Below are 12,486 nucleotides of genomic sequence, written 5' to 3'. Positions count from 1 at the left end.
CTAAGGCGCTAGACGATCAATATCCCAACTGTTGTCTTGGCGAGAGAACAAGAAACGGTCGTGCAAGCGGTGTTCACCACCCTGCCAGAACTCAATGCTATCAACACGAACTCGGAAGCCACCCCAGAAAGAAGGCACGGGAATCTCGCCTTTGGCAAACTTCTGTTTAAGCTCTAGATACTTACCTTCTAAAATCCCACGCGCTGAGATGCGGCTACTCTGCTTACTTGCAATCGCGGCCAATTGGCTCTCTTTTGGACGTGACGAGAAGTACTTCATATTTTCCATAGCGGTCAGCTTTTCAGCCGTGCCCGTAATATGAACTTGTCGTTCGAGTGGATGCCAAGGGAAGTGCAAACTGATTTTGCTGTTGTGCTCAAGCTGGTGCGCTTTGCGGCTACCTAAGTTGGTGTAAAAAACGAACCCGTCTTTATCAACATTCTTCAGCAGAACAATTCGTTGGAATGGCTGACCATTTTCATCAACCGTAGCAACTGTCATGGCAGTAGGGTCCGTCAACTTCGCTTCAATGGCTTGCTCTAGCCATAGATTGAATTGCTCAATCGGGTCTGCGGCCAAGTCTTTGCGTCTCAATCCACCCTTAGCGTATTCGCGACGAATATCTGTCAGTTCCATTTGGTTGCTCCTTTTAATTTTTTTGTGATTTTGCGCCGTAATCCTTTGAAACACAAGTCTAAGCCATGGTTTTGTCTCACAGAAGGTGCTCTGTGTTAACAAGATCTCGGTACTCTCTCCATCATATTGATAATCTTTATACAAACCGATGACAAGCTGAGATCCGAGTGACCAAAATACTGCCTAACCTAATGACGCCCTTTGTTTTATTCTCATTGTTATTGGGAGCTGCAGGGCTGACCGCAACCCACTTTATGGCAGTACAATTCCAAGAAAAAATCGTCACTCAGCAACTCGATGAAGCGGCGAATAAAGCCAATCTACAAATCGATTCTGAACTGGATAAATTCAAACAGATCCCGGATTTGCTCAGCCATGACCCGCGCTTGCTCTCTTATTTTGACTCATCACAACGAGCAAACAAGATTTCCGCTGCGCAGCTCAATCAATTGCTGTTTGAATGGTCGAATCAAAGCCAAGCCGACACCATCTATATTCATGACCCGAGCGGTACTGTGGTCGCTTCCAGTAATTACCAAAAGCCTCGCACTTTTGTGGGTGAGAACTTCTCGTTTCGTCCCTACTTTGCTTCTGCCATTCAAGGTAACAACACACAATATGTCGCGCTAGGCGCTCGTTCGAACGTACGCGGTTATTTTCTGTCTTCACCGCTGTATGTTGAGAATCACATTGTGGGGGTTATCACCGTAAAAGTGAGTTTAGAAAACCTCGAAAACATCCTGACCAGCGACGACTTTGAGATCGTAGTACTCGACTCGAACCAAGTGGTCTTTCTATCAAGCCAAGCTCCATGGCTTTATCATTCACTGTTGCCATTAACGCAGCAACAACAAACGGATATCGCACTTCAACGCCAATACGGTCAAAGCGAAATTTCGATCATCGAAGCCTTTCGTTCTTCAAGATCTCAGTCAGAAGCTAGCAACGCCAATCAATCTAGCAACCTTCAATCCAATGAAATCCGAAAAGAGCTCACCGCCAACCAGTTATTCAAGCTTGGTGCTTTTAATCTTTACCCCGCTACCATCAGCAACAACCAGTACCAAGTCGTCGCCCTAAAAGAGACCAGAGCTGAACTTATTAAAATCTTTCAAATCGATGTCATCTTCGTAGTGATTTACAGCTTGGTGATGCTCATCGCTTGGTCGTGGCGCCAGACTTATCTCGCGAAAGTGGCGTTGACCCGACTCAACCAAAACCTAGAACAAACCGTAGATAAACGTACCCACTACTTGAAGCAATCCAATCAACAGCTGCAACAAACCCTTTTTCAATACCAAGAGTCGCAATCCAAGTTGAAACAGACAGAGCAAGAGCTGACACAAACCGCGAAATTAGCGGTACTCGGTGAGCTGTCAGCCAGCATTAACCACGAAATCAACCAACCGCTTGCAGCACTGCGAACCTACAGTGAAAACAGCTTAAAGCTACTGGAAATGGAACGAACCGATTTAGTGAAAAGCAATCTTGAGAAAATGATTGGCCTCAACAACACCATTACCGACATCATCGCGCGACTCAAAGTCTTTACTCGCAAGGTCACCAAACAAGAACATCATGTGGCGAACCTGCATCAAGCGGTCAATAACGCCACTAGCATTCTCAGTGCGCTGATGATCAAGCAAGGCATTACGCTAAGGCTAAGCACGGTGCCAGATGACATCAATATTGCGATTCATCCAACCGAACTCGAACAAGTACTAGTGAACCTGATTCACAACGCGATTCAAGCGCTGCAACAACAAGTTCTTGAACAGAAAATCTTGCAGGAGCAACAAAACCTGGAAAGCGTTGACCAACAGGCTAGCCCACAGATAGGCATCGAATGGCAACTTCATCACAACTCTTGTCAGCTGATCATTTGGGATAACGGAATTGGCATGCCAGATGACAAACTAGAACAGCTGTTCGACCCGTTTTTCACCACAAAACCGGAAGGTTTAGGGCTAGGGCTTTCAATATCGAAACGGATTATTGAAGCGTATCACGGCACGATCAGCGCGAACCGGTTAGAGCCTTCAGGCATGGTATTCTCGCTAAACATCCCGTTATATAACGATAAGGGCTAACACGCCGTTGTTATCGCTGATTAGAAAACGAATCTCACATACTGCTAATCTCACCTACTGCTAAGGAATCGGCTTTTGCACTCTATGCCTAAACTCTATTTTGTCGACGATGAACCCGCCATTCGAGACTCGGTAGAACAAGCCATGCTCATTGAAGGTATCGATATCGTCGGCTTTCCCAATGCTATTGAGGCATTAAAGAAAATAGATACCACGCAAGCCGGAATTGTCATCACCGATATTCACATGCCGGTAATGGATGGCATTCAATTAACGCAAAAGTTGCTGAGCCAAAATCCTCATTTTCAGGTCATCGTACTTACCGGACATGGTGACGTGCAAACCGCGGTATCAGCGATGAAAGCCGGTGCTTACGATTTTCTGGAAAAGCCATTTGTGGTCGATGCCCTACTCACTGCCGTTAAAAAAGCCGCAGATAAGCTCGCACTGGTTGAAGAGAACAACCTATTGCGTAAAGAGTTGGCAATGCAAAATCAGGTTGGCCCGAAACTGATTGGTCAATCACCATCAATGCAGGCATTACGCCGAGAATTGATCACCCTAGATACCAAAACTAACCCACTTCTATTATTTGTTGGTGATTTAGGGACGGGGAAAAGAGTCACAGCACAATACACCCATGATTTACACAGTCATCAAACCGCGGAGCTTTGCCCTGTCGCTGCGTTTAATTTGCCACGCAGTGACGAAGCGACATTCCATCAGTTTATTTTGCAACTGTTCTTGAAGCATCAAGGTGGAACACTCTATATCCATGAGACAGAAGCACTAACTCAGGATCAATGGCTGTGGTTAGCGAACCTAAAACCCACTCTACTTCGTGAAAACTCATGCAAGACCAATGCAACTTGTATCATTATCGCAACTACAGTAGTTCCTACTACAATTACAGGTGAACTGCGCCGATTTAATTTACTACCCTTGGCGCAAAGAACGGAAGATATTGGCTCTTTGTTCAAACACTTTGCTCGTGGTGCAGCCAGTCGCTATCAACTGCCGCCACCCGTGATTACAGAAAAAGAGATCCAGAGACTCATTGCAACGCATTGGACGGAGAACATTCGTCAGCTTCGCCAACATGCTGAACTCAGAGTGCTGACTCAAATTAAGCAGCCGTCGCTCGACAACGATACTAATGAGCAAAATGAACTCGATATGAGCATTGAAGAGCAACAACAGTCGTTAAACCAACGCACCGATAGCTTTGAACAAATTATCTTGATTGAGGCACTACATCGCCATCAAGGTCGTTTAAAAGAAGTACAACAAGAGCTGCAGGTATCGCGAAAAACACTGTATGACAAACTAAGAAAGCACCAACTCGATAAAACAGATTTCAAGAACCGATAAGTCTTAAAAAATATATAAATTCAAAGATTTAAATGAGCAAAATCTTAACATTTATCAAAAGTAAGAATACACTCAATAGGCTTGCACTTTTATTTAGCGAACAAGGACTGTTATGAGTCAGAAAAATTTCAGCAAATTGAACGAGACCGAGCTTGAGTATGTCGATGATAAAACAGCGGCACTACTCCTCAATACGCCCACCAGTGCGCGAATTATGTTGTGGGTGATCGTTCTGTTTTTTATTGCTGCTATTGGGTGGTCTGCATGGGCAGAGATCGACAAAGTTACCGTTGGCCAAGGCAAAGTGATCCCCTCCTCTCAGATCCAAGTGGTACAAAACCTTGAAGGTGGCTTGGTTAAAGAAATCTTAGTTAAAGAAGGCCAACGCGTTCAAAAAGGTCAACAACTGCTGTTAATCGATGACACACGATTCCGTTCTGACTTCCGCGAACGTGAACAACAAGTCGCGAACTTGACCGCCAACGTGTTAATGCTTTCCGCTTCCCTGACCAGTGTTGTCATCAATGAAGAATTCTCTGAAAAAGAATGGAAGAAAAGTGTCACTCTCGATTATGGCAAGCTTGCGTTCCCACCTAAATTCTATGAACTTCAACCTCAACTGGTTAATCGTCAAAAAGCAGAATACCGTCAAGATCTCAATAATCTGAGAAACCAGCTTTCCGTTTTTGATCAACAAGTTGAACAGAAACAGCAAGACCTAGTTGAGATTAAAGCGCGTGTTCGAAACCTAAAACAGAGCTACCAGTTTGCTCGCCAAGAACTGGATATCACCAAACCTCTCGCCGATGAAGGGGTGGTACCACGAATTGAATTACTTAAACTGCAAAGACAAGTGAACGACACTCGCCGAGAAATGACTTCGAGCGAGCTAAAAATTCCTCTTTTACGCTCAGCAATCAAAGAATCCATGCTCAGCCGTATTGACGCCGCACTGAACTTCCGCTCCGAACAACAAGAAAAACTCAATCAAGCCCAAGACAAGCTCTCTGCAATGACCGAATCTGCCGTTGGCCTAGAAGACAGAGTAAACCGTACCGTGGTGGTTTCTCCTGTAACAGGCACAGTTAAAACATTGGGTATTAATACTGTCGGCGGGGTTATCCAACCGGGTATGGACATCGTTGAGATTGTACCAACAGAAGACTCTCTATTGGTTGAAGCGAAAATCGCCCCGCAAGATATCGCGTTCCTACGCCCAGAATTGACTGCCATCGTTAAATTCAGTGCTTATGACTTCACTAAGTACGGTGGTCTAGAAGGCGTGTTAGAGCACATCAGTGCCGATACCACTCAAGATGAAGAAGGCAATAGCTTCTATATCGTGCGCGTGCGCACCGAAAAACACAATTTTGGACAGAACGAAGAGTTGCCAATCATTCCGGGCATGACCGCCTCAGTCGATATCATCACAGGCAAAAGAACCGTGCTTGAGTACATGTTGAAGCCACTATTAAGTGCTCAAAACAATGCACTAAAAGAGTAAGGACGTTGGATGTTTGATAACGCCTTTCAGTACGCAGTAAATAGACAAGAGCAGAGGCTATGAAGTCTCGGATTTCGCTATTGCTGCTAGTTCTTACCTCTTTTACCTCTGTGGCGCTCAACAAGAGCGACCAAAGGTGGATAGATGCGGTGACCAAAACCTACGGCGATAGAGCCGGAAAGCGAGTGGCAACGTGGCGTTCAAACATGACGTCATACGACGGATTAAGTGAAAAAGAGAAGCTCAGGTCAGTGAACCAATTCTTCAACCAGATGTACTTTGTCGATGACAACATACTGTGGGGAAAAAACGACTATTGGGCAACACCACTGGAGTTTTTAGGCAGCAATGCTGGTGACTGTGAAGATTTCACTATCGCAAAATATTTCTCTTTGCTTGAACTGGGCGTCCCAGATAAGAAATTGCGATTAGTGTACGTAAAAGCACTGGAGTTAAACCAATTCCATATGGTGTTGGCGTACTACTCAACACCGAGTGCAGAGCCATTAATTTTGGACAACTTAAACCCTGAAATTAAACGCGGTTCCAAACGCCCAGATCTAAGACCAATTTACAGTTTTAACGGTAAAAACCTTTGGTTGATCAAGTCGGCAGCAGGCAGCGGCAAGTTGGCAGGGAAATCTTCAAGATTGAGCTTATGGAACGACTTACGTTCACGTGAGCGCTCTCTAAAATTAAACAAACCCATTATCAATTACGATGAGTAGGTACAATGACTTTATATAAACAGCTTGTGGTCGGGATGGTTGCAGTGTTCATACTGCTGATGACGTCAGTTTTTATGATCGAATTCAATACCACCCGTGGATACTTAGAGGAGCAGCAACGCTCTGAGGTAAGTAATACCATTAATACTGTTGGACTGGCTCTCGCCCCTTACCTAGAAGAAAAGGACAAGGTGGCAGTGGAGTCTGTTATCAACGCCCTGTTTGATGGCAGTTCTTACTCAGTCGTTCGATTGATCTTTCTCGATAGCGGTGAAGACATTCTCCGCTCATACCCTGTAAAGCCAACTGGCGTACCAGAGTGGTTTACCAACCTAAACCTGTTCGAGCCTGTTCATGACCGCCGCGTGATCACCAGTGGCTGGATGCAATTGGCCGAGGTCGAGATAGTAAGTCACCCAGGCCCTGCCTACGATCAACTTTGGCAAGCATTCATCCGCTTACTGAGCATATTTGGCACGATCTTCTTGCTCGGTTTGGTGTCTATCTCTTGGATCCTTAAGCGCGCTTTACGCCCGCTCTCGTTGATCATTACCAAGATGGATCAGATCGCCAAGAATCAGTTTGGCGAACCTCTGGCTCGTCCAAAGACAAAAGATCTCACCTTGGTTGTCGATGGTATCAACCACATGTCGACTCAAGTTGAACTGGCATTTAAAAACCAAGCGAAAGAAGCTCAGAAGTTACGTGAAAGAGCATATATCGACCCTGTATCTCAGCTAGGTAACCGTGCTTACTACATGTCTCAGTTAACTCAATGGTTAGAGGAGTCGAGCTTAGGTGGTTTAGCGGTACTTAAAGCGGAGTTTATCAGTGAAGAGTACGATGAAAAGGGCTATCAAGAAAGTGATGCCTTGGTTCATCAACTGGCTGAACAGCTGCAAGCTTCAATTTCATCTCCAGATATCACCATCGCTCGTATTTCTAGTGACGAGTTCGGTTTCATCATGCCAAACATTGATGAGAGCGAACTGAAACTTGTCGCGAGCAGCATCGTAAACTGTATCCAGAGCCTAGGTTCAGACCCAACAGGCACTGCGAATCCACATATTGCTCTTGGTGTGACCTACAGCAACAAGCGTAAAACCAGTACTGAAATCATGTCGCTGGTGGATAACGCACTCTCAAGTGCCAAGGCGAATCGAGAACTTGCTTACGGCTACGTAACCGCAGACGATCACGGCGCAGTGATGGGCAAACAACAATGGCGTATGTTGGTTGAAGAAGCGATCATCAACGACCTCATTACCTTCCGTTTGCAGGCTGCAAACAATGCCTTTGGTAAAACGTATCACCAAGAGGTGTTCTCTGCGATTGAAAAAGATGGCGTGCGTTACGGTGCTAACCAGTATCTATACGCGCTAGAACAGCTTGAAATGAGCCACATTCTCGACCAATACGTTATTGAGAAGATGGTTGAAAAGCTCAATGCAAAAGAAGTAACCAGCCCAGTCGCTATTAATCTCTCGCCAAGCAGTATATCTCAACCAAGCTTCATCCGTTGGATCGGTAAGACGCTTGAACACAATGCCTCAATCGCTCACCTGTTGCACTTTGAGATTCCAGAAAACTGCTTCATCAACGTTCCGCACTACACGGCACTTTTGTGTAACACCATTCGCAACGCTGAAGCGGTGTTTGGTGTCGATAACTACGGACGTAACTTCCAATCACTGGATTACATCAACGAATACCGTCCAAGCTATGTGAAGCTAGATTACCTGTTCACACATAACCTTGATGACGAAAAACAGAAGTTTACCTTAACGTCGATCTCTAGAACCGCTCACAACCTAGGCGTCACCACCATCGCGTCTCGAATAGAAACTCAGACTCAGCTAGATATTCTGTCTGATAACTACGTAGAAGTGTTCCAAGGCTTCATTGTTGATAAATAGTTGTAAGGGTTATATCACATGCAAGATCCACTATTGAACTCACTGATCTACGTTAGCCGGTATTACGGGTTAGCTAACTCGCCCGAAGCGTTGATCAATGGGCTACCACTATCAGACGGAAAGCTAACCCCTTTCCTATTCCCACGTTCTGCTGAGCGAGCAGGATTGGTGGCGAAAGAAAACCGTTCCGACTTAGAAAAGATTCCTCACCTGATTCTGCCTGCCGTTTTACTGCTTAAACAAGGTGAGGCGTGCGTTCTCAACAGTATCGATTTAGAGAAGCAAGAAGCGGAAATCATTACAGCGGAAAGCGGAATGGTGCCAATCATCATTCCTGTCGAAGAGCTGAAAGAACAATTCATCGGCCGCTACTTCTTGGTAAAGAAGCAGTTTCGCTATGATGAACGTTCACCAGAGGTTCTAAAAACACGTAAAGGGCATTGGTTTTGGAGCACGATTTGGGAATCTAAAAACATCTACCGAGATGTGTTGATCGCCTCCATTCTGATCAACATCTTCGCAATTGCCGCGCCGATGTTCACTCGCTTGGTGTACGACAAAGTAGTCCCTAACCTCGCCTTTGAAACCTTGTGGGTGCTAGCGAGTGGTATCTTCGTCGTATTCCTATTCGATTTGCTGCTCAAATTGATGCGCAGCTACTTCATTGACGTTGCCGGTAAGAAATCCGATATTCTCATTTCCTCCAAGCTGTTCAGTAAAGTACTGGGGATTCGTATGGAAGCGAAGCCTGCTTCCGTCGGTGCTTTCGCTAAAAACTTGCAAGAGTTCGAATCCATTCGTGAATTCTTTACCTCTGCAACCATTGGCTCGTTAATCGACTTACCGTTCGCACTGATGTTCTTAGCGCTAATTTGGCTAATGGCTGGAAACCTTGTATTCGTTCCCGTTGCTGGCGTGGTCATTTTGATCGTCTATGCATTGCTAATCCAAGGCCCACTGCGCCGCACCATTGAAGAAGGCTCTCGTCTTGCTTCGCAGAAGTACGCAAACTTGATTGAGAGTTTGGCAGGGTTAGAGACGGTTAAGCTGTTCAGCGCGCAAAGTCAATTCCAATTCCGTTGGGAAGAAGCTGTTGCTCACATGGCGAATTGGAATATCAAAAGCCGACGCATCACTGACAGCATCCAAAACACCGCCGGCTTTGTTCAGCAAAGTACTAACGTTGGTATGATCATCTTTGGCGTGTATCTAATTGCAGAAGGTGAACTTACGATGGGTGGCTTGATCGCAGCAACCATGTTGAGCGGCCGAGCGATTGGCCCGCTTGTTCAGCTGTCTTTGCTTTCGACTCGTTACAACCAAGCAAAGTCATCAATGACTCTGATTGAGCAAGTGATGTCGATGCCTGATGAACAAGAAGAAGGTAAACGCTACATTCACCGTCCGATTATTCAGGGCCATATCGCGCTAGATAAAGTGACGTTCCACTACCCAGATTCACCAGTGGCTTCAATTAGAGACTTAACCCTCAATATTAGTCCTGGTGAGAAAGTAGCAATCATTGGTCGTATTGGTTCAGGTAAAACCACACTAGAACGTCTGATTATGGGCCTGTACAAGCCCACAGAAGGCCATGTACGTATTGATGAAACGGATATGGAGCAACTGCATCATGTCGACGTACGACGCAATATAGGTTGTGTTCCGCAAGACAGTAACCTGTTCTACGGTTCAGTAAGAGACAACATTACTTTAGGTCGTCCTTTGGTGGATGACCGTGACGTGATGGATGCAGCAAACCGTGCAGGGGTAACCGCGTTTACTCAACAAGATCCTGCAGGTTTGGAACGCCAAGTGGGTGAAGGTGGTGCCTTGCTGTCTGGTGGTCAACGTCAGTCAATTGCCATTGCTAGAGCCTTCCTTGGCCGTCCGCCAGTGTTGTTGATGGATGAGCCGACCAGTGCTATGGATAACCGTTCAGAGATGCACATCAAACACCAACTTAACCAATTGCTACCAAGCGAGACGTTAATTCTGATTACACACAAAACGTCGATGTTGGACATTGTCGATCGAGTGATCGTAATGGAGAAAGGCTGCATCATTGCAGATGGTCCTAAAGCACAGGTTCTTTCAGACCTTAAACAAGGCCGAGTGAGAGCGGTTAGCTAAAACGCGCAATCCACCTAAATAAATCATTATCAGTAGAAAGCAAAAGGGGAGCATCAACTCCCCTTTTTCTATTTGTCAGTATCGACACCTAGACAATACGTCACTTTGTGTTCAGCACAAAAGTCTACAAAGCAATATCCTCTTGCTCCATCTTAAACGAACATTGGATCTCGTATTGGTTGAATGAGAAAACACTTCCGCCGTGGGTCCGCTTGGTTGTGACTGTCTCATCACCAAATTGAATCGTCACTCGGGTATACACTTTTTCGTGTACCTCTACCGTGCATTCAGCAAGATTGGTTTCAAACTCTGCTTCGAGTGTATCTAACTGCGACTTTGTGTTTTCAATTGCGAGGTTGTTCTTCTCACGTTGCTGCTCTATTTCTAGGGCTTGCTCTTCGCTTCTCTCTGCTTTCGGGCGCTTCTTAAATTCTAACTCTTGGCGAATCACACCCATGGTTTGCTCTTGAGTGTATTTATAAGTTTCCTTCAGCTCAGCTATCTTTTGGCGGTAACCATCGTAGCGCGCAAAACCATGTACCTTAGTTGCGGTGTCTCCCTCAACACCTAAGAAGACACATTCTACTTTTCCGCCAACTTTGGCTTCACCACCGCTTAGCGTGCCGTGTTTTTTCAAGCTGTCCATCACGATAAGGTTGTTACCACAGCGAATGTCGTTACTCATACTGTGCACACCAAGTCGAAGGTCATTGGCCGTTTGTAGCTCGGCATTCTGTGCGTAGCTTGCTGTGATAGAGCCTTTACTGAATACCTTACAACTTTTTGGCTCACCCTCTTTGGTCGTGTGGCCGATAATGCCTTTCGCGACTTTGATATCCCCCTGAGCTTGCACTTCGGCCGATTCGATAAAGCCACCAACCGTAACACTTCCGGTCGCCTTGACGATCATCCCCGGCTCGATGTTGCCAGAGACAAAGACATTACCTTTAAATTTAACGTGCCCAGTTGAGACATCGACGTTGCTGACACATAAGGCGTCATCCACTTCGATGGTTCGGTCTTTAATGATGGGCAATCCAGGGTGTGAGGCGAGTAGTAAATTGGGATCTTCAGGGGAGATGTAAGTGCCCTTTCCAGGCTTGATTAAACTGTCTTGTCCAGGAAGCGGTGGGATAATTCGGCCTTGAACGGTAAAGCCAGCGATGCCTTTGGTAGCGGGGGTTCGTTTCATTAAGTGATCATTTTGACCAACGGTAATGGTTTGTCCCAAGTCTCGCATATCAATCTTGCCTTCGTCTTTACTGCGAGGCTTCAATACTTGACGAGTAATATCTTCAACCAAAGCGGCAAACTTAGCGTCTTTACCTTTTACTGGTTGTGTCCCTTTAGCGGCTGGCTGAGTAAACTTTTCGCCGGGCTTAAGTTTGCTACTCATCATCAGAACTTTTCTGAGCGCTAACTTATTTATTCCTTTTGTTATTTGAGCTTGAGATAAACAATGAATGATGTCGCTGCCACGCAGTGGGTGTCCATTGTAGGGACCAGTGACCACGAGGCTCGCCAACATCTCATCATCAGACAGTTCGACCGCAACAGTGGCATTTCGAACTTCGGCAATCAAGATTCCTTCATAAGCTTCACCCTTACCTTCTTTAGCAAGAGTAACGAAACGCAACACCTCTTCTTCGAAAAGAAAATAGTTTGATGCATTCAAAGCTTCCAAGGTTGGTGGCAGCGTCTTGTTATCAAAGCTTGCGTCAACCACAGTCCCGGTTGGCAGACATGCCATTACTTGTTGCTTGTCTTCCGACAATGTAACGATGTTATCCCACATTCGAATTGAGTATCCCTAATGACTCAGTTGTTATTCAGTCTATATAATTCATTCTGCGCTGAGTATCACATTATTAGAATAATCAGCGTCACATCACTTACTTTCGATTCTGCAAACATGACTCATAAATAAGACTTACACATTTTATGATCTGCTTCGCCTTTACAAATACATAGGAAAATTTTTCAGAATATTTCGTGCGATTGAATGTTGATTCGATGTAGGGCTAGATAGTAAAGGCGAATAGCTTTAGAAGATTAAAGGCTGTACTGGAGAGATAAAACAGAAATGATGTAACAGATAATCAGGGTAA

The 12,486-nt window shown here is 45.4% G+C and carries 8 protein-coding genes; 6 read left to right on the top strand and 2 right to left on the bottom strand.

All coding sequences use genetic code 11. The features are described 5' to 3' along the window. Window positions 1–636, bottom strand: a complete 636-nt coding sequence (gene pdxH, locus AB4585_RS10160) for a pyridoxamine 5'-phosphate oxidase (protein ID WP_017061203.1) — start codon at window positions 634–636, stop codon at window positions 1–3. 167 nt (window positions 637–803) lie between these two features. Between pdxH and AB4585_RS10155 the strand changes: the two genes are divergently transcribed. The 6 genes from AB4585_RS10155 (at window position 804) to AB4585_RS10130 (ending at window position 10,378) form a co-directional block, all read left to right on the top strand. After that, a complete protein-coding gene (locus AB4585_RS10155; protein ID WP_136974554.1) occupies window positions 804–2,726 on the top strand; it encodes an ATP-binding protein in 1,923 nt (640 codons plus the stop codon). A gap of 84 nt (window positions 2,727–2,810) precedes the next feature. Then, a complete protein-coding gene (locus AB4585_RS10150) occupies window positions 2,811–4,097 on the top strand; it encodes a sigma-54-dependent transcriptional regulator (protein WP_372154624.1) in 1,287 nt (428 codons plus the stop codon). 112 nt (window positions 4,098–4,209) lie between these two features. Further along, window positions 4,210–5,601, top strand: a complete 1,392-nt coding sequence (locus AB4585_RS10145) for an HlyD family type I secretion periplasmic adaptor subunit (protein ID WP_017061206.1) — start codon at window positions 4,210–4,212, stop codon at window positions 5,599–5,601. Window positions 5,602–5,660: 59 nt separating this feature from the next. After that, window positions 5,661–6,329 (top strand): transglutaminase-like cysteine peptidase, encoded by a 669-nt coding sequence (locus AB4585_RS10140; RefSeq protein WP_019823329.1) that lies wholly within the window; start codon window positions 5,661–5,663, stop codon window positions 6,327–6,329. A 5-nt stretch (window positions 6,330–6,334) separates the two neighbouring features. After that, the gene (locus tag AB4585_RS10135; RefSeq protein ID WP_372154611.1) at window positions 6,335–8,245 is read left to right on the top strand and encodes a LapD/MoxY N-terminal periplasmic domain-containing protein; all 1,911 of its coding nucleotides are present in this window, start codon (window positions 6,335–6,337) and stop codon (window positions 8,243–8,245) included. An 18-nt stretch (window positions 8,246–8,263) separates the two neighbouring features. Further along, window positions 8,264–10,378 (top strand): type I secretion system permease/ATPase, encoded by a 2,115-nt coding sequence (locus AB4585_RS10130; protein WP_017065144.1) that lies wholly within the window; start codon window positions 8,264–8,266, stop codon window positions 10,376–10,378. Between the two features lie 124 nt (window positions 10,379–10,502). On the opposite strand, the gene AB4585_RS10125 is transcribed toward AB4585_RS10130, so the two are convergent. After that, window positions 10,503–12,173 carry a FapA family protein gene (locus AB4585_RS10125; RefSeq protein ID WP_372055654.1) on the bottom strand — a complete coding sequence of 557 codons (1,671 nt, stop codon included), beginning with the start codon at window positions 12,171–12,173 and terminating at the stop codon, window positions 10,503–10,505. Window positions 12,174–12,486 lie beyond the last annotated feature (313 nt).

This window comes from Vibrio sp. 10N.222.49.C9 (assembly GCF_041474985.1).
Classification (GTDB): Bacteria; Pseudomonadota; Gammaproteobacteria; order Enterobacterales; family Vibrionaceae; genus Vibrio; species Vibrio crassostreae_C.
This window is presented reverse-complemented; position numbering and strand designations above follow the sequence as displayed.